This window comes from Ruegeria sp. AU67, assembly GCF_900312795.1.
Lineage (GTDB): Bacteria > Pseudomonadota > Alphaproteobacteria > Rhodobacterales > Rhodobacteraceae > Ruegeria > Ruegeria atlantica.
The window spans coordinates 77,532-94,962 of record NZ_OMPH01000027.1; the positions used below are offsets into that span (position 1 = coordinate 77,532).

General features: G+C 53.9%; 17 protein-coding genes. 3 read left to right on the forward strand and 14 right to left on the reverse strand.

Translation table 11 applies throughout. The features are described 5' to 3' along the window. Window positions 1-269 precede the first annotated feature (269 nt). Window positions 270-950, forward strand: a complete 681-nt coding sequence (locus tag DK510_RS14395) for a GntR family transcriptional regulator (protein ID WP_160116532.1) — start codon at window positions 270-272, stop codon at window positions 948-950. 1,215 nt (window positions 951-2,165) lie between these two features. Here the strand turns inward: DK510_RS14395 and DK510_RS14410 are convergent. The 10 genes from DK510_RS14410 to DK510_RS14455 all read right to left on the reverse strand — a co-directional run bounded on the left by DK510_RS14410 (window position 2,166) and on the right by DK510_RS14455 (window position 10,773). After that, window positions 2,166-3,104, reverse strand: coding sequence for a 3-keto-5-aminohexanoate cleavage protein (locus tag DK510_RS14410; protein ID WP_109312696.1), 939 nt, complete (start codon window positions 3,102-3,104; stop codon window positions 2,166-2,168). Between the two features lie 4 nt (window positions 3,105-3,108). Further along, a complete protein-coding gene (locus tag DK510_RS14415) occupies window positions 3,109-4,137 on the reverse strand; it encodes a branched-chain amino acid ABC transporter permease (RefSeq protein ID WP_109312697.1) in 1,029 nt (342 codons plus the stop codon). Further along, complete coding sequence (locus DK510_RS14420; protein ID WP_109312698.1) at window positions 4,134-4,997, reverse strand: branched-chain amino acid ABC transporter permease; 864 nt, start codon at window positions 4,995-4,997, stop codon at window positions 4,134-4,136. Before DK510_RS14420 ends, DK510_RS14415 begins: the two co-directional genes overlap by 4 nt. A gap of 1 nt (window position 4,998) precedes the next feature. Continuing rightward, on the reverse strand, window positions 4,999-5,706 hold the full coding sequence (locus tag DK510_RS14425; RefSeq protein ID WP_109312699.1) for an ABC transporter ATP-binding protein: 708 nt from the start codon (window positions 5,704-5,706) through the stop codon (window positions 4,999-5,001). Further along, window positions 5,699-6,427 (reverse strand): ABC transporter ATP-binding protein, encoded by a 729-nt coding sequence (locus DK510_RS14430; RefSeq protein ID WP_109312700.1) that lies wholly within the window; start codon window positions 6,425-6,427, stop codon window positions 5,699-5,701. Before DK510_RS14430 ends, DK510_RS14425 begins: the two co-directional genes overlap by 8 nt. 50 nt (window positions 6,428-6,477) lie before the next feature. Next, window positions 6,478-7,758 (reverse strand): ABC transporter substrate-binding protein, encoded by a 1,281-nt coding sequence (locus DK510_RS14435; RefSeq protein ID WP_109312701.1) that lies wholly within the window; start codon window positions 7,756-7,758, stop codon window positions 6,478-6,480. A gap of 43 nt (window positions 7,759-7,801) precedes the next feature. Then, complete coding sequence (locus DK510_RS14440) at window positions 7,802-8,728, reverse strand: 3-hydroxyacyl-CoA dehydrogenase family protein (RefSeq protein WP_234999090.1); 927 nt, start codon at window positions 8,726-8,728, stop codon at window positions 7,802-7,804. Then, on the reverse strand, window positions 8,729-9,514 hold the full coding sequence (locus DK510_RS14445) for an SDR family NAD(P)-dependent oxidoreductase (RefSeq protein WP_108862219.1): 786 nt from the start codon (window positions 9,512-9,514) through the stop codon (window positions 8,729-8,731). Between the two features lie 11 nt (window positions 9,515-9,525). Next, window positions 9,526-9,870 carry a cupin domain-containing protein gene (locus tag DK510_RS14450; RefSeq protein ID WP_109312702.1) on the reverse strand — a complete coding sequence of 115 codons (345 nt, stop codon included), beginning with the start codon at window positions 9,868-9,870 and terminating at the stop codon, window positions 9,526-9,528. Between the two features lie 66 nt (window positions 9,871-9,936). Continuing rightward, window positions 9,937-10,773 carry a cyclase family protein gene (locus DK510_RS14455; RefSeq protein ID WP_085823200.1) on the reverse strand — a complete coding sequence of 279 codons (837 nt, stop codon included), beginning with the start codon at window positions 10,771-10,773 and terminating at the stop codon, window positions 9,937-9,939. 214 nt (window positions 10,774-10,987) lie between these two features. On the opposite strand from DK510_RS14455, the gene DK510_RS14460 reads away from it, so the two are divergent. Continuing rightward, entirely contained in the window at window positions 10,988-11,734 is a 747-nt protein-coding gene (locus DK510_RS14460; RefSeq protein ID WP_109312703.1) for an IclR family transcriptional regulator, read from the forward strand. A 496-nt stretch (window positions 11,735-12,230) separates the two neighbouring features. On the opposite strand, the gene DK510_RS14465 is transcribed toward DK510_RS14460, so the two are convergent. From DK510_RS14465 to DK510_RS14480, 4 genes are all read right to left on the reverse strand, one after another. After that, complete coding sequence (locus DK510_RS14465; RefSeq protein ID WP_109312704.1) at window positions 12,231-13,208, reverse strand: 2-dehydropantoate 2-reductase; 978 nt, start codon at window positions 13,206-13,208, stop codon at window positions 12,231-12,233. A gap of 4 nt (window positions 13,209-13,212) precedes the next feature. Continuing rightward, window positions 13,213-14,748, reverse strand: coding sequence for an acyl--CoA ligase (locus tag DK510_RS14470; protein WP_109312705.1), 1,536 nt, complete (start codon window positions 14,746-14,748; stop codon window positions 13,213-13,215). A 57-nt stretch (window positions 14,749-14,805) separates the two neighbouring features. After that, the gene (locus tag DK510_RS14475; RefSeq protein WP_109312706.1) at window positions 14,806-15,489 is read right to left on the reverse strand and encodes a fumarylacetoacetate hydrolase family protein; all 684 of its coding nucleotides are present in this window, start codon (window positions 15,487-15,489) and stop codon (window positions 14,806-14,808) included. Between the two features lie 187 nt (window positions 15,490-15,676). Further along, complete coding sequence (locus tag DK510_RS14480) at window positions 15,677-16,357, reverse strand: FadR/GntR family transcriptional regulator (RefSeq protein WP_108859904.1); 681 nt, start codon at window positions 16,355-16,357, stop codon at window positions 15,677-15,679. A gap of 139 nt (window positions 16,358-16,496) precedes the next feature. Here DK510_RS14480 and DK510_RS14485 point away from each other — a divergent pair, with 139 nt between their 5' ends. Further along, window positions 16,497-17,417 carry a fumarylacetoacetate hydrolase family protein gene (locus DK510_RS14485; RefSeq protein WP_109312707.1) on the forward strand — a complete coding sequence of 307 codons (921 nt, stop codon included), beginning with the start codon at window positions 16,497-16,499 and terminating at the stop codon, window positions 17,415-17,417. Window positions 17,418-17,431: the final 14 nt, after the last annotated feature.

Genomic DNA, 17,431 nt, shown 5'->3' on the forward strand with positions numbered 1-17,431 from the left:
CTTGCAAATGGCTATGCCAGATCAGCACTCACCCAAATCTGGATGGTCTGATTTCCTCCCGACTAGCACGATTGCTCCGCTCTCGCTCATGGCACACAACACGAAAACTGGGATACTAGTCAACATTTAAATTGGTACTTCTTCCAATACATATATTTTTTTCATTTAAAAACAGCGGAAAGATTGTCGCCTAGTATCCAAATACAATCTATCATTTTCCTCTTCGATCTGCCACAATGCCTTCAAACAGAGGTTTGGAAAGCAAAAAAATGGCAGCATTGGGAACCCTTGAGCGCACGACGAGTAGCGATGTCGTCTTTGACGAACTGTTTGGACAAATTACCCGGTTGGAATTGCTCCCCGGGACAAAGATATCCGAAACGGACGTAGCAAAGTCATTCGGGCTCTCCCGTCAACCTGTGCGAGAGGCTTTCACACGGTTAGCCAACCTCAATCTCCTATTGGTGCGACCGCAGCGTGCAACAGTGGTTCGACCGTTCTCACGACAGCTTATCGCGAACGCACGCTTCGTGCGTGCAGCGGTCGAATTGGAAGTTATCCGCGCAGCCGCGTTAGATCGCGACAAATCGGTAGACGCAGCTTTGAAAGCTAACCTTCGCAGTCAGGCGGAAGCAATTTCAGCGGAAGATGTCAGCGGGTTTCATGATCTGGACTACCAGTTTCACAAATTACTTTGTGCCTCGGCCAAACAAGAGTTTGCGTTTGAAATTATCGCCGAAAACAAGGCGCAGGTTGATCGCCTTTGTATGCTGGCACTGACTAGCAAAAAAGCAATGGATGAGTTGTATTTGGATCATCAGTTTCTCTTAAAGAATCTTTTTGACGGTGATGCAAAGGCGGCTGATCAAGTCCTTCGTACGCATCTTGAGCGTTTGACTCCAACGATCCAGGCAATCTACACGACGCACAACGCCTATTTTGATGAATAGGTATCTTTGTTTAGGGCCACTTTTTTTGACTTACTGCTCCTCAGTTTAGCGTAGAATAGGGTTAGGTGAAGCTATCTCTGATTGAGTAGTCAGCTCATCCGAGTGCCTACCGGCACAAACAGCTAACCCAGTCTGAATCTAGCAATTGACTCTGCGTGCAGAAAACGTCTGCTGAGAGATCAGATTGACGGGTGCAGCGCAGAGAACGAATGCCCTTCCTTGCTACGGAAAGGTTTGATCGATCGCTGATCGAATTGGCTCATAAGGAAAACTTTCCGGGACGGTATTCAGAGCGCCCAAACCTGGTTGACAGCGGTGATTGCTGAAAACCCCGCGCCGTGAACTGTAGATTGCGCCTCTCCGCCGAGGGTTTCCCCAGCAAAGAAAACCCAGCTCTCATCCGCAGGCAAAATACGCCCACATCATGGAACCCACTCGCGGCGAGGCACCGACCGAGATCAAGGTCTACGGTTCCTCCAACAGACGCACAATTGACGGAGAAATCACCAGACGCTCGGTAAATTTTATTGAGCGAAAGGCCAATAGCGACAAGCCGTTCTTCCTCCATATCCAATAACGTACTGTCTCTTGCTTTTGTTTTGTGAGCCAGTGGGATTTGGACAAGCCAAACGCCCATGGCCATCATAGGTAAGGCGCAGCCTTCCCCATTGGGCAACCATATCAAGCGACGCCGTGTACTCGGCTACGCCTGCGGGCCGCACCACTATTGTCGAATAGCATTGCCGCGCCGCGCCCTCAACGCGTTCGCCAAGTGGCAGATCAGAAGGAACAAGCGCCTTCGACGTCTGATCTGGAAATCAGCCCTGATTTTCCCAAAAGGAAGTCAGGATCAATTAAATCGGTCTAGATGTTGGATGACGGAAGTGGGGCGAAAATGGCAGGGTTCTGTCGCTGGTGGCAGAACTATGTGTCGCCTTACAAAAGCAGTGGAACGTCACAGATCTTTGACTCTATCAACGGCCAGAACCTCAACAAATCCGTGAATCACGTCATTCAATTCTGCTCCAAACGTCAAGCGATTCTGCCCCAGACCGAATAGCAACCTCTCATCGACGCTGCTGCTAATCTCTCCAATAGCCTAGTGTTCCAGATGGTGCGCCGTGCGCTAGGGTCAACTAGGACGAGAAGGCTATTGAGACCAAAATACAAACCAATCCCCAAATTAGTTTTGCATAGTACCGAGCGCCTTTTCTTCTAAAAGGCTACCCGATCTCCTCCTTTCAAATCCAGAATTTCCCTTGCCTCATAAGGCGTTGCGACCTGGCTGCCTAAATCCTCAACGATACGCCGAATTTTGGACACTTGTTGGGCGTTGCTATCAGCCAGTTTTCCACGAGAGATGAACAGGCTGTCTTCAAGGCCGACGCGAAGGTTGCCGCCCATCTGGCTCGCTGTTGTGGCAAGCGACATCTGTGATCCACCTGCTCCTAAAACCGACCATCGATAGTCGTCACCAAAAAGCCGGTCGGCCGTACGTTTCATGAAGATCAGGTTGTCGACCTCGGGTCCGATACCGCCGAGGATGCCAAAGATGAACTGAATAAAAATGGGTGCCTTGAACAGCCCGATATCCATGCAGAATTTCAGGTTGTACAAGTGACCAACATCGTAACACTCGTGTTCGAATTTGATGTCATGCGGGGCCAGAGTTTCCGCCGCCTCGCGAATGTCCCGGAACGTATTGCGAAAGATGTTCTGATCGGAGTTCGCGACATAGTCCTTCTCCCAATCAAACTTCCAATCGTCATCGCCATACCGGTTAGCTAGCGGATGAAACGAGAAGTTCATCGAACCCATATTCATAGAGCACATTTCGGGGCTGAAGGTCTTGGCCGGATTGATCCGGTCCTGAATGGACAAAGTCAGCGACCCTCCGGTCGACAGGTTCACGACAGCATCCGTCGCTTGTTTGATGCGCGGCAGGAAAGGTGCGAAGTCATTCGGGTCGACCGATGGTGAGCCGTTCTCGGGGTTGCGCGCATGCAGGTGCAGGATCGACGCGCCGGCCTCGGCAGCGTCAATTGCCTGACGCGCGATATCATCATAGGTGTACGGAAGTGCATCCGACATGGTTGGCGTGTGGATAGCCCCGGTTACGGCGCATGTGATGATCGTTTTTTTCTGACGGGCCATAGGTTCAGCTTTCCTTGGATTGTCCGATGTGCTTGACGCGATAGCCCAGCGGGAAAAGTTGCAGGTCATAGCGGCTGCGGATCACGCCCCAGATGCCTTTTGGCGCCTTGAGCATGACAACGATTGCGACAACGCCGAGAACGATCAGGTAAGTTGTACCGAGGTCTGCGAGTGTTTCGCGCAGGGCGAAGAAAACCAACGTACCAATAATCGGCCCTTCGATGGTTCCGATGCCGCCGATCACCACGATGAAGATAACAAAGGCGGTCCAGTCATTGACGCTGAACGCCGCATCCGGCGAAATGCGCAGCTTTTGCAAAAAGATGAGCGCGCCGATCATCGCTGTGAATGCAGATGTGACGACATATACGATGAACTTTGTGCGCCAGATATCAATGCCAAGACTACCGGCAGCCAGTTCGTTGTCGCGAATTGCCGTCAGCGCCAACCCTTGCCGCGAGCGTAGGAAGAGATACACGGCAGTCACCACCAGAACAGCGGCCCCGAGCGCCAGCCAATAGCTCAGCGCCTCTCGCATCGCGCGCCCGGACGTCAGTGATTTAACGATGGCGACAGGCAACGAAGATCCTGACCCTCCGCCAAGCGCTGAGATTTGCGCGAAGCTAAGTCGAAAGACTTCGGCGATGACCCAAGTACCTATGGCGAAATAGGCGCCCCTTAGCCTGAAGATCAGAACAGCAACCGGGATTGAGATCAAAGCCCCCAGCACTCCCGCCGCTGCGATGGCGGCCAACGGGTGCAGCCCGCCCAACATCGTCAACGCAAAGAGCATATAACCACCGAAGCCCACATAGGCCTGCTGACCAACCGAGACGAGACCGGCGTAACCCGCCATAAGGTTCCAAAGGGTGGCGAGGGACAGGTAGAGAAACAACTCGCCCATCAGACGCATGTCGGCGCGACCCGCCCACCAGGGCGCTGCTATCAGAACGAGTAGAGTGACTGCGGCTAGGATCGCAGCAACCCGGGCTGCTTTTGACGATCGAGATACGGAATAGTCCTGCAGATTCATCCGGAAATCCTCGGGAAGAGGCCGTTCGGACGAACGGCAAGAATGACAAGAAAGGCGATATGGCCAGCAAGCACCTGCCAACCCGGATCGATCTTGGCACCGATGGTCTGCGCAACACCAAGGATCACGCCGCCAACCAGTGTACCCCAAAGGTTGCCGAGCCCCCCGATAATGACGGCCTCGAAGCCAAAGATCAGACGACCGCCGCCGATTGAGGGATCAAAGCTAGTCCGAATCCCAAGCAGGATACCGGCAATCGCAGTCACACCCAGGGCCAGAGCCATGGCCAGACCAAAGATGTGCCGACGATTAAGGCCCATGAGCTGGGCGATGTCCTGATTGTCCGAAACGGCACGGAACGCGCGCCCCAGAGCGGTATGATAGAAGGTCCATTGCAGCCCCCAGATCACTGCGATGGCGATACCGAAGGTGAGAAGCGGTAAGATTCCGAGCGCCACACCGCCCACGGCAACGCTTGCTGTTTGCAGCGCACCGGCATTCAATGTTTGGGGGTCTGCGGTGTAGACCTCCAGCAACCCGTTCTGAATAATCACGCTCAAGCCGAAGGTGACAAGCAAGGGCGGAAGAATATCGTCGCCCAAAGTTTGGTTCAGAAGGCCGCGTTGAAGGGCATATCCGATCAACGCCATGGCGGGAACAACGATCACCAACGCGGCCATCGGATGCATTCCCGTCGCGGTCGTAACCGTCAGCCCGAGATATGCGGCCAGCACAATCAGGTCACCATGGGCAATATTGACCAGCCGCATGACTCCAAAGATCAATGACAACCCTGCCGCGAACAGAGCGTAAAGCCCGCCGAGTAGAGTTCCCTGCACGATAGCGTTGAGCCATTCCATGTTATGCGATCCCGAAATAAGCGCGCGAGATGTCTTCGCGCGAAACGGTGTCAGACGCGCTTTCCAACGAAACGCGCCCCTCTTGCAGACAGTAGACCCGGCTCGAGACCGACAATGCCTTGGTGATGTCCTGTTCAACGATGATCGCGCTCATACCCTCGCCAATAATACCCGGAAGCGCTTCGTAGATGTCTTTGATGATTATCGGCGCCAGCCCGAGGCTAACTTCGTCAAAGAGGATCAAATCAGGGTTGGCCATGAGAGCGCGCCCGATAGCAACCATCTGCTGTTGACCGCCAGAGAGCGAAGTAGAGGCCTGATCTTTTCGCTCTTCAAGGATCGGAAATAGATCGTAGACGGCTTTCAGATCCCAGGGGCCTTTGCGGCCAACCTGAGCTCCTATCATCAGGTTCTCTTTGACTGACAAAGAGGGGAACAATTGGCGACCCTCTGGCACCATGGCGAGACCAAGTTCGGCAACCTCGTCCGCTCGAAGTCGGCTGATATCCTGCCCCCGGTAGTGGATCTGACCTGGTCCGTTCGTCAGCAACCCTGTGATGGACCGCATCAAGGTGGTTTTTCCCGCACCATTTGCACCAATAATGGCAAGTACTTCGCCCTCGCCCACGTCCAGTTCGACGTCGTAGAGTGCTTGGAAGTCGCCGTAGTATGCGTTCAAACCGCGGGCCTGGAGAATTGGATCATGCATCGGCTTCGATCCCCAGATAGATCTCTTTGACTTCAGTGCTTTCCATGATCGTTTGCGGCTCGCCCTCGGCGATCTTCTTTCCGAAATCGATAACGATCAGGCGGTCCACAACAGCCAGAAGCGCATGCACGACGTGTTCGATCCAGATGATGGTGACGCCGGAGGCATGAATGTCCTTGATGGTTTTAACCAGTGACTTGCACTCAGCTTCGGTCAGCCCACCGGCGATTTCGTCCAGCAGCAGCAATCTTGGCTTGGCGCAAAGCGCGCGTGTCAGTTCCAGGCGTTTTCGTTCCAGCAATGTCAGGCTGCCTGCAACAGTGTTTGCCTTTGGCAGCAGCTCCGTTTGATCCAGTACTTCCAGACAAAACCGTTCAGCTTGGTGCCCACGCAGCCCAGCCGATTGCGTGGCAGCGATCATGGCGTTTTCGAAAACGGTCATGCCCGAAAATGGCTGCGGGACCTGAAACGAACGGGCGATCCCTGCATGGCTGCGTCTTGCTGCGCTCCATTTGGTGACGTTCTGACCCTCGAAATCGATACGTCCGGAATTCGGTTTCAGAGTCCCTGTAATCAGATTGAACATCGACGTTTTACCGGCGCCATTAGGGCCAATCACCCCAAGTGCCTCACCTTGTTGGACCTGATAATTCAGCGCATCGGCGACAGTGATTGCGCCAAATGCTTTGCTCAGGTCTTGGAGATTCAGGATTGTTGTCATGCTTCTCTCGGATGAAGGGTTCGGCGCCCAGATCGGCGCCGAACAATTGGTCAGCCCAGCAGCTTCATGTCTGCCGTCACCGGAACCTCGGGCGCGGTGCTGTTTGCAACGATCTGCAACTCATACGCGTCTCCGGACTTTTGCCACTGACCACCGACCAGTGGCGTCTTGGTTACGTTGTTCATAGGCCCATCACCCCAGTTTACCGGTCCGACGATGGTGTTCAGGTTCGTAGATGTGATTGCCGAAATGATCGAAGAGGGGTCTTCCAGATCATCAGCCCTTTTGATCACGTCCGCGACGACCTCGAACAGAGCGTGTTTGAAGCCAAGCGGTTGCGTCCATGGACGTCCCGACTCTGCTGTGTACCCTTCTGCCAGTTGTTTCGACGAAATGCCGGTCAGCGAGGACGAGAACGGGTGATGTGGAGACCACCAGACCTCGGTCGACAACCCATCGCCACGATCACCGAGCGATTCAATGACAGACGGGAACAACAGCGCCTTGCCGATCGTGACGACTTTGGGGTTGAATCCTTGCTGTGCGGCCTGGCTCCAGAACGTCGCGAAATCCGGCGGGATCATGTTGCCGGTAACGATTCCACATCCAGCCGCCTTGAACGCTGCAATCTGGTTTGAGAAGTCATCGGACAGCGGCTGATAACGGCCGGGATCGGTGAGTGTGTAACCGGCGGCGGCAAGCGGTTTGGGCAGACCCAGTTCCGCATCGCCCCAGGCATTGCCGTCGGCATCGTTGGGGAAAAGCCCCCCCACGGTCTTGGCCACTCCGGTTTTGTCCCACATGTCGAGGAAGGCGGCAATAACGTCTTCAAGACCCCAGAAGAAGTGATAGGTGGTCTCAAACCCTTCGCCCGGAACACCGTTACGGCCAAAGAAGTACGGCTGCCATGGGCAGTCGGTTGTGATGCAAGGAACTTCATTAATCTCTGCCTGATCGGCGACAGGGTTCACGGTGTCCGGCGTTGAAGCCGCAACGATGATATCGACCTCATCACCCAGGATTAGGTCAGCGGCGACCTCTGCTGCTCGGTTTGGATTGGACTGGCTGTCTTTTGAGATAATTTCGACATTCCAGGTCTTGCCATTGTTGTCCAACCCCGCCGAAAAGACCTGCTGAATGGCTTGCAGCACATATTCGTCGGCCTCGGCAAAACCGGCCAGTGGTCCGGTGCGCGGGCTGACGTTACCGATCCGCAGCGTCGGGTTCGCGGCATAGGCCCGCGTTGCCCGAAGGATGGCCGGCGCAGCAATCGCCGCTGTGGCTCCAGCTATGAAACCACGCCTCGTGGCTGTTTTGAAAATCCTTGTCATTGCGTCCTCCCTTCACCGGCCTCCCGCCAGTGTTTGATTGATCTTACAAAGTCTTCTCGAGATTCTTCAGATGCGTTGCGACACGCTGGCGAACTTCATCTGCCTCGCCTTCGGCCCACTTTCTGAACCCTTCGCCGGATTTCATGCCCAGCTTGCCCGCATCGACGAGCGCCTTGAGATAGGTTGAGGGGCCATTGTGCGCCTCAAGATCGTGCAACACGTTTTCATGGATATCGAGCGTCAGATCGGTGCCAACAAGGTCAGCGTTCTCTAACGGTCCAAGCACGGCCAACCGGCGGCCAAAACTGGACTTGATCACGGTATCGACGGCCTCTGCGTCGCAGATACCGTTTTCCACCAGGCTGACCGCTTCACGCCATAAGGCGTGCTGAAGCCGGTTTCCGATAAAGCCGGGCACATCCTTTTCGACCATGACCGGAATTTTTCCGGCATCCTTCAATAGATCGTACATTGTCTGTGCAGTCTCTGAGTCTGTCCACTCAGTCTTGATGACCTCGACCAACGGGATCAAATGCGGCGGGTTCCACCAATGCGTTCCGATGGCCCGGTTTTTCAGCCGCAAACCAGACATGATCTGAGTGATCGGCATGACCGAAGTATTGGATGCGAGAACGCAAGTCTCTGGTGCGTGCGCCTCGATTTCAGCAAATATCGCTTGCTTAAGCTCCAATTTTTCCGGTGCCGCTTCGAAAACCGCGTCCGCATTTCGGACCGCGCTTTCCGTTGTCGCAAAGATCTCAATCATCTTGAGGGTCTTTGTGATTTTATCCTCGTCATCCCCCATCGCCGCCATGCTGGCGCGAATGCGCTCTGACACCGTATCCCGGGCTTCTTTCACCGGATCCGTGATGGCGACGTATTGACCGGCCTTCGCTAAAGTCAGTGCAATGCCATGGCCCATAAGACCTGCGCCAATCACTGCCATCTGCTGCTTCTTACGAACCATCATTTAACCCGCCGTATATCCACCGTCGGCATGAAGGATATGCCCGGTGTAAAAATCGGAAGCCCTCGACGCGAGGAACAGCAGAGGACCGGCAAGGTCTTCTGGCTCACCCAGTCGCCCCTTTGGAACACGGGTAAGGAAGCCATCGCGCACCGCTTTGGCCTCGTCGGTTTCTTCGAACATCCAAGCTGTCAAAGGAGACCGGAACACTGTCGGAGCAATCGCGTTGACGGTAATTCCAGTCGGCCCGAGCTCACACCCCAAGGCTTTGGTGATCCCGTTTACTGCAGCCTTTGATGCGCAATACGCAGTATAGCCAGCTGGATGGCCAAGAATACTGCGGGCGGAACTGACGAAGATGATCTTGCCATATTCGCTGACCTTCATCTGTTTCGCCGCCGAACGCGCGAGCAACCAGCTTTGATTGACGTTGGCATCCATCACCGCATCAAAGGTTTCGGGAGCCATTTCGTTGATTGGAGCGACTTTGTTCATGCCGGACGCGACGACGAGAATGTCCAGCTTGCCAAAACTGTTGACCGCTTCATCGACCAACGCGTCGCATGACGCTTCATCGTTTGGACGTGTGTTCACTGTTACAACAGCAGCTCCGAGTTCCTCGCACTCTTTGGCAATCTCGTCGAGCGCTTGTTGGTTGCCTGCTGCCAAAACCAAGTTGCAACCGGCCCCGGCAAGAACACGTGCGGCCACCATGCCAAAAGCCCCAGAGGCCCCCGTGATCAGTGCGACATTGTCCTTAACATCAAACATCTTGAGTGGATTAGACATACTATTCGTCCTCAGCTTTCTGGCGGGTACGGAATGACGACAAGCATCTTGCAGGTGTGGTTCGAACGGTTTTCAATTTTACGAACTTCGCCCGGCGTGATCGTGCAGCTGTCCATGGGACCCAGGGTGGTTTCCACTCCATCAACGATGACGGTTATTTCGCCGTCCAAAACCACGTAGACCTTCTCGAACGGCGTAGAGTCCGGCCCAGCACCTCCACCCGGCAGGAACTGACTAAAGCCGATCCATTGATTTGTCGGCCCGCCTTCCTCGAACCCCTGCAACCGAAGCCCGTGGCATCCAAAGTGGTTCGGTGCTTCGTAGGGTTGGGCGTCTTTAAACCGCTTTAGATGCATGTTCGTCTCCGCTCAGGGTAATAGTATTGGTGACCGCCGGCGAACCGGCGACCGGTCCGTGAGTGTTCAGAATTCTTCGCCAGCTTCGATGCGATAGGACTGGTTCTTGTCGATCATCGCCACCAGGCGGATGATGCAGCCATCACCACGGTCCCAGTTCCAAGGGAAGAATGCGAAGGTGCATCGCTTGCCGGTCACCGCATCAAGGTCACCGCCAACATTTTCAATTCCAAGAATACCTCTGGAGAACAGCATATTGTGCACCGGCTCCCACTCAGGGAAATCAACTTCCCACGGAGTTCCACCTGACCACTCGAGATATTCCTTCTCAAGATGCGGCATGATCGGACCATTTCGCTGAGGACCAATGGCCGTTGCCAGCGGGTGATCGTTTGCCTGGGTGTCATGCCCAACGACTTTCACACCTTTTTCGATCATCCACTCGGCGGCCGAAGGGACAAGACCCGGGCAGTAGGCGAAATAGTCACCATCTTCGTACTGCTTGTGCCAACCGGTATTGATGATCAGAACGTCGCCCTTGCGGATCGCGTGCCCGCAAGCCTTTTCCAGATCATCGCCTGTGATTTGCTCCCACTTTTTCTTGGGGACAGAAACCACCAGGCCCGAGCCGAAGAAATGCGGCAGCGGTACCTCGTCGATGAACGGCGTTCCCTGAACAACATGCGCCGGTGCATCGATATGCGTGGTCACGTGCATGGTCGTGGTAATCGTTTGCGACAATACGCCCGACTTGGCCATGTAGTGTTTGCGGTCGATCTGGACGTCTTTGAAATAGGGCCAGTTAGGGCATTGAAACCCGTATCTGTGACTCAGGTTATAGAACTCCAACCCCATGTCATTGTCGGTGTTTGCCTGAAACTCAATGCCGCGGATTTCAACCATTGGGCATATCTCCTCTGTTCGCCGGCGAAGCGGCGTTGGTCGATTTGAATTGAATGGGTGGCCTCCCCACCTGTCCCGTATCATGATGCATACGCACCGCAATTCGGTCAACTTAAAACTCACATTACGGTTGACTTGCACCGTATAGTGGTACAGCTTGCCAGTGCGCCTGACATCCACAGCGGCAGAACCAAGAAACGAAGAGGAAGCGTAAATGCCTGATAAAAATGACAAAGGTGGCATTCAGGTCATTTCGAGAGCAGCTTCGATTCTGCGTGTTCTGAAGGAAAGCCAGTCCGGGATGAGCCTGGGGAAAATTGCCGAACGCGTTGACCTGCCCCGCTCTACGGTACAGAGAATCACAAGTGCCCTTGCAGAAGAGAAATTTGTTATTTCCGATGCGAATGGAGGCGGTCTGCGGCTCGGCCCTGAACTGAACGCCCTTGCCGGAGCGGCCCAATACAGCATTGTCGAGCACTGCCGGCTTCTTTTAACTGAACTGACGCAAAAGACCGGAGAAACAACTGACCTCGCAGTTATGCGCGGTATCGGTATGGTTTTTCTGGATCAGGTTCCCGGCGTGTACCGTTTGACGACGGTCTCGCAAGTGGGCGAGGTTTTTCCTTTGACCACCACGGCGAATGGCAAAGCATGTCTTGCCCAACTTAGTAAAGAAGATGCGATCAAGCTAATTCGAAATGAATGGGACCGGAACGGAATCCAGAGGAACTTAGATGAGTTCTTGTCCGAACTGGCCGTGATCCGAGAACAAGGCCTTGCCTATGACATGGACGAGCATTCTGCCGGTGTGTCGGCAATAGGGTTTTCCTTCGTCGATTGGGTTGGAGATTTGCACGCAATCTCCATTCCGGTACCAACAACCCGATTTGCGCGACAAAGAGCAGCCATCGAAGAAGCGTTAATCGAGACATCCACAAATATTCATCAAACCTTCCGATGAACTTAAGAAACGGGCTCGAGAAGGGTTCGGCTCTTAGGGCCGAACTTTCTAAAATGTCCGCGATTCTGCCGGGAAACAGTCCATGCATTCCACCGATCGGATGGCCGCTGAGTCCGCAAGGCGGCGAAGGGTGATATTTGCATTGAATCGTAGCATCGCAACCACCGGGTGATTGGAGACGTTATCACGAACCGAGAACTTCACTGAATGTGGCGCTGTGAGTGGTTCTGTCGCTGGCGGCAGAACTATGTGTAGCTTTAAACACTTACTGTGGAACGTGATGAAACTTTGACTCAATCGAAGGCGAAAACATGAGCGAATTCCGGATTTACGTCACGCAATTCTGACCCAAACATCAAGCATTTCTTGCCCAAAACGAATAGCGCTCTTTCGTCGAAGCTGCGGATAATTCCCTCAAAGGTTCTGAATGACACGTCCGAACCAGTCTCCGTTATCCGTCTCAAGCAATGCTCTCTTTGCAAGGCCCACAAAGACTTTAATAAAGACCGGCGACCTTTGCCCTCAGTTTGATCAGTGATGCTACGGTGTCGATTATGGGCGTTGAGATTCCTGTAAGTTGCCCTATTTCTTGCACCGAAGTGACCAAGGCATCAATTTCCATCGGTCGGCGCAACTCCAGATCCTGCCACATAGAGGTTTTGTGCGCGCCGACAGCCGCTCCACCGTCGAGGCGTTTTTCAACATCTATCGGGAACTTTACACCAAGTTTTTCACCGACTTGTTGAGCCTCGAGCATCATTCCGCGTGCCACGGAGCGTGTGCCTTCGTCGGCACACAGAACATCAAGTGTTGAGTGGGTAAGAGCGGAAATCGGGTTGAACGACAAGTTACCCCACAGTTTCAGCCAAATTTCATCCCGGATTCTTGGTCTGACGGGCGCGCGCAGTCCAGCGGCGGATAGTGCGGCCGAAAGCTTGGCAGCACGGTCTGATTTAGCACCATCGGGCTCGCCCAACGAAAAACGATTGCCTTCGATATGCTTGATTGATCCTGGAGCAATGACCTCGGCGGCAGGATAAACAACACATCCGAGGACGCGATCTGGCCCAAAACCGTCCCACTGAACGTCGCCCGGATCGACTGACGCCAACCTCGTTCCCTCGTAAGGACCGCCTAGTTTGTGGAAGTACCACCAGGGCACCCCGTTCACTCCACTTACTACGGTTGTCTCGTCTGCAATCAACGGCTGCATTGAGTCTACGACTGCTGGGACGGAATGCGCTTTCAGTGTGATGAAGACATAATCTTGTGGGCCGAGATCGGCAGCATTATCTGAAGCGCGTATTGGAACGCTAATTGGATCCTGCCCTTCCTCAAGCAGGGTCAGTCCTTTTTCCTGCACTGCTGCCAAGTGGGGGCCACGCGCGACGACACTGACTTCCGTGTCGGTCTGTGTAAGTTTCGCGGCAACGTAACCTCCGATAGCTCCAGCACCAAAGATACAAACTTTCATGTGTCTAAGCCTTTGCCAATCCCAATTTAGCAGCTAGTCCGATCCTTTGTATCTTGCCAGTCGCGCCTTTTGGAATTTCTTCAAGAACAACCACCGAAGTCGGCACCTTGAATTTTGCGAGCCGCGCGCGGACAAAAGCCCTGACCTCCTGACCTTGGATCGTCGCTCCTTCTGAAAGCACCACAGCTGCCGCTATGTCTTCACCCAGTTTTTCGTGGGGAACGGCAAAACAAACTGCCTGAGCGACTTCTGGGTGGCTTAAGAGTACAGCGTCAACCTCAAGTGGACTGATTTTCTCTCCACCGCGATTGATAAGCTCCTTAAGACGACCGGTCAGTCGCAGATAATTCTCTTCGTCGAATGAACCCTGGTCGCCAGTGCGAAACCAAGTTTTTCCGTCCACTTCAAAGAAATTGGCGGCATTTGCCTGCGGGTTGCTTTCGTATCCCGGCGTCACGTTCGGACCGCTGATAACGATTTCTCCGACGTCCCGCGAAGAGATCAGAATATTTTCGTTTTCGTCTGCAATTCTGACTTCGGGGCCTGCTGCTATTCCAACAGATCCGGGTTTTTGCGTTTGGGGAGCAAGCGGGTTGCAACACATTTGATGTGTCGCCTCAGTCATGCCGTAGGCTTCGATGACGGGCGCATTAAAAGTTGCCACCAACTCTTCCATTACCGGGCCCGGCAACGAAGCAGAAGAAGACCGAAGAAAGCGCAACCGCGACTGCTCTATGATCGATTGGTTTCGTGCAGCTCGGGCGAGGATAGCTTGGTGCATTGTCGGAACCGCGGAGTACCAGGTCGGGTCGACTTCAGCGACTTGAGAGAAAAAGCTAAGAGCGTTGAATCCGGGGGCGCAGCTAATTTGAGATCCAGCACCTAAAGACGCGGCAACAGCCGCAATCAACCCGTGGATATGAAACAGCGGCATAATACTCAGACAGCGATCGTCGATTGTCAGTTTCAAAGATGAAGCCACATTTCGCGCGGATGCGTAGATATTAGCCTGCGTCAGAGGAACGATTTTGGGACGCGACGTAGTTCCTGACGTGTGCAGTATCAGGGCGACATCGTCTTTACCCGGTGCGGATGTGTCAGCCGGGCCAATTGAGTCACAGGGCAAAATGGAAAACTGACCGGCCGAAAGTAAGCGATCGTGAGATGCCCTCAAGATAGCAATGCCAAGGTCCCTAGCAGCTTTTACGGCAGGTCCATCTTCGTCTTCGTTTACGAGAAGGGCCTTGGCCTTCAGATCCTTGAGGTAGAAAACGTATTCTTCGTAAGTGTACGCCGGGTTCAAAGGTGCCGTCGTCGCCACTTGGGCGACGGATATGAAGGCCGTCGCCATTTCGGGGCCATTGGGCAACACAATTGCCACTCGGTCGCCGCGACCTACTCCGATCTGATGAAGATCTTTTTTGACCTTTGCGCAAAGCTCTCGCAGCCCGAGGTAGTTCAACCAAGATCGACCTGGGGCACCGATAGCATTTGCGGTACCAGAATGGGGTGCGATCAATTCGGCAACTAAGTGGGGCATCTGGAATCCGTTTACAAAAGCGTTGGCCTATTTCGCGGAGAGGGTTTGGTGTGGTTGCTAAGTTACCTTGACAGTTAGGTTACCCAATTTGTCGACCGACAGCACCAATACATCGCCGCGGTTTACTGGACCAACTCCAGAGGGCGTGCCAGACAGGATAACATCGCCGGCGGCAAGTTCGAAGTAATCGCTTAAGTAAGAGATCATTTCAGGGACTTTCCAGATCATCTGGTTCAAATCACCTTCCTGCCGAGTTTCTCCGTTTACCGATAGGCGAATTGCGCCTTCGTCGAGTGGCCCAACATCTTCTGCCTTATGCACCGGTCCGCATGGAGCTGATCGCTCAAATGCCTTCCCGATTTCCCAAGGACGACCCATTTTCTTCATTTCGCCCTGCAGATCTCGACGGGTCATATCCAGTGAAAGCCCGTAGCCGTAGACATGATCCAGAGCATCTTCCACAGAAATATTCGTTCCGCCGGATTTAAGCGCCACATACATTTCAGCTTCATGATGTACGTCCGAGCTGTGAGCCGGATATGGAAATTCTCCGGATGGATCGAGGTTGTCAGGGTTTTTTTGGAAGAAAAATGGGGGTTCACGATTTGGGTCGTGGCCCATTTCTATGGCGTGCGCCGCGTAGTTTCGACCAATGCAATAAACCCGACGTACCGGGAATATGCCACCGCCTTCTACCGGTATTTCGTGAACCTTCACCGCGGGAATTACAAGATCGTGCATCGCTATCCTCCTGAACACATCGTTGCCAAAGATCGGTTTGCCAATCTGTGGCCTTGTTCCGATCGATGCTGTGCCACACCCGAAAAGACGTAGCTCTTGTCTCTGTCATCGCCAATGTGACCGTCGATTTGCAAGAGGTTCAGCCGCTGCTTAGCCCAACCATTTCCAAAATTGGTCGGGCGCTAGTTTAGTGGTCGGCCTCAAGACTAGCTGGCAACACGCGGGAGTAAACGGACCTCAGATGCGCCAACATGGCCTGCGCCGCCTGTTCTCCGTCTCCACTCGATATCGCCGACAGGATTAAGTCATGCTCTCGAAAGCTGGAATAATCATCGGGGGGTTTATAGGTTTTACGAGGTTGTCCCCACACAATGGACCTTCGAACGGAATTCAGAGTCTCGAAGAAGTACAGGAAAAGCTGGTTACGAGTTGCCCGGGCTATCGCATGATGCAAATTATTGTCCCATGCTTCATATGTGCGCCAGTCTTCTGCGGCTCGGCACCTCTCAACGCAGAGCCTCATTTGCTCGCGGTCCGAACGCGTAGAATGAAGCGCGGCAAGGCGGCTAAGCTGCGGCTCGATGGTAAACCGAACACCCACAACCTGTTCAGGCTTAATCTGTGCACCCAAATAGGTCACGTCCGTCAGATTTAGAACCGGTCGGGCACCAACGAACGTGCCCCGACCCACATGCCGCCAGATAAGGCCCTGCGCCTCTAGTTCGGCCAATACGCGCCTCAGCTGATTTCTGGTTGTGCCTAGCCATTGGCACAGTTCCCTTTCAGGTGGAAGTCTATCGTTGTGCCGGTATCCCGCATTGTCGATCAGGTCCCGGACACGTTGCGAAAGTTCTGAAGGCTCACTCACATTGCCACCCAATTTGCTGATTGGTTGATTGATTGAAACGCCAAGTCGGCAAAAACTCAAGGGCAAGTGACAACCAATTCTGAGTCGCCTGCCAAGATCGGTGACCTAAGTGGGCGCCAGAATGTAGGAGGAGAGCCGAGTGCGTTTAGCGACTGTTTCATTAGATGGCCACGCCGTTTGCGTCGCATTGCTTGCTAACGGATGCAGGGTGGATGTTTCGCGTGCGATTAAGATGCTCATGCCGGATACGTCTATTGATGTAAGCACAATGCAGCTGATTATCGAAGGCGGTCAGACCGCGCTGGAGGCGTTGAGTGCAGTTGTTGCCGCGGGTGAGGCAGGCGAACTCAAGGACTTGCTCGTCCCCGAAGACGCGCCTCTTCTGTCGCCCATTCCCACGCCACGTAAGAACGTTTTCTGCGTGGGGCGAAACTACGCTGAGCACATCGCAGAAGGCGAACGGGCGCAAAAAGAGAAAATCGGCATCACCGAACATCCGGTTTTCTTTACCAAGCCGCCGACCTCGGTCGTTGCGCCAGACGCCGACATCCTACTTTTCCCTTCGGTGTCGCAGTCCATCGACTACGAAGTCGAGTTGGCAGTCGTGATAGGGAAGCGCGGGCGTAACATCAGCAAGGAAGATGCGTTTAATCATGTCTTTGGGTATTCTATTCTGAACGACATAACCGCCCGAGACATACAGCGCCGCCATGGCGGCCAGTACTTCAAAGGCAAAGGGCTTGATGGATCTTGCCCAATTGGTCCCTACATCGTGACCGCCGATGCCATCAGCGATCCACAAGCTCTGTCGATCAGACTGACAGTAAACGGTGAGCAGCGCCAAAACGGGATGACGTCGGACATGATATTCGACATTCCAACGTTGATCGCATCCTTGTCAGAAGGCCTGACACTAGAACCGGGAGACATCATTGCGACAGGTACGCCATCAGGCGTCGGATACGCAATGGAACCGCCGCAGTTTTTGAAAAACGGGGACGTCGTAGTTTGCGAGGTTTCCGAAATCGGCACGCTAAGGAACACAGTGCGCGCCGTATAATGGCTCCTACGCAG

Bases quoted from the DNA above. Each gene is read 5' to 3' on its own strand.
- DK510_RS14395 (WP_160116532.1), top strand. From the start codon at position 270: ATGGCAGCATTGGGAACCCTTGAGCGCACGACGAGTAGCGATGTCGTC.
- DK510_RS14430 (WP_109312700.1), bottom strand. From the start codon at position 6,427: ATGACAACAATCCTGAATCTCCAAGACCTGAGCAAAGCATTTGGCGCA.
- DK510_RS14465 (WP_109312704.1), bottom strand. From the start codon at position 13,208: ATGAAAGTTTGTATCTTTGGTGCTGGAGCTATCGGAGGTTACGTTGCC.
- DK510_RS14455 (WP_085823200.1), bottom strand. From the start codon at position 10,773: ATGGTTGAAATCCGCGGCATTGAGTTTCAGGCAAACACCGACAATGAC.
- DK510_RS14450 (WP_109312702.1), bottom strand. From the start codon at position 9,870: ATGCATCTAAAGCGGTTTAAAGACGCCCAACCCTACGAAGCACCGAAC.
- DK510_RS14420 (WP_109312698.1), bottom strand. From the start codon at position 4,997: ATGGAATGGCTCAACGCTATCGTGCAGGGAACTCTACTCGGCGGGCTT.
- DK510_RS14440 (WP_234999090.1), bottom strand. From the start codon at position 8,728: ATGATGGTTCGTAAGAAGCAGCAGATGGCAGTGATTGGCGCAGGTCTT.
- DK510_RS14460 (WP_109312703.1), top strand. From the start codon at position 10,988: ATGCCTGATAAAAATGACAAAGGTGGCATTCAGGTCATTTCGAGAGCA.
- DK510_RS14435 (WP_109312701.1), bottom strand. From the start codon at position 7,758: ATGACAAGGATTTTCAAAACAGCCACGAGGCGTGGTTTCATAGCTGGA.
- DK510_RS14410 (WP_109312696.1), bottom strand. From the start codon at position 3,104: ATGGCCCGTCAGAAAAAAACGATCATCACATGCGCCGTAACCGGGGCT.
- DK510_RS14445 (WP_108862219.1), bottom strand. From the start codon at position 9,514: ATGTCTAATCCACTCAAGATGTTTGATGTTAAGGACAATGTCGCACTG.
- DK510_RS14425 (WP_109312699.1), bottom strand. From the start codon at position 5,706: ATGCATGATCCAATTCTCCAGGCCCGCGGTTTGAACGCATACTACGGC.
- DK510_RS14415 (WP_109312697.1), bottom strand. From the start codon at position 4,137: ATGAATCTGCAGGACTATTCCGTATCTCGATCGTCAAAAGCAGCCCGG.
- DK510_RS14470 (WP_109312705.1), bottom strand. From the start codon at position 14,748: ATGCCCCACTTAGTTGCCGAATTGATCGCACCCCATTCTGGTACCGCA.
- DK510_RS14475 (WP_109312706.1), bottom strand. From the start codon at position 15,489: ATGCACGATCTTGTAATTCCCGCGGTGAAGGTTCACGAAATACCGGTA.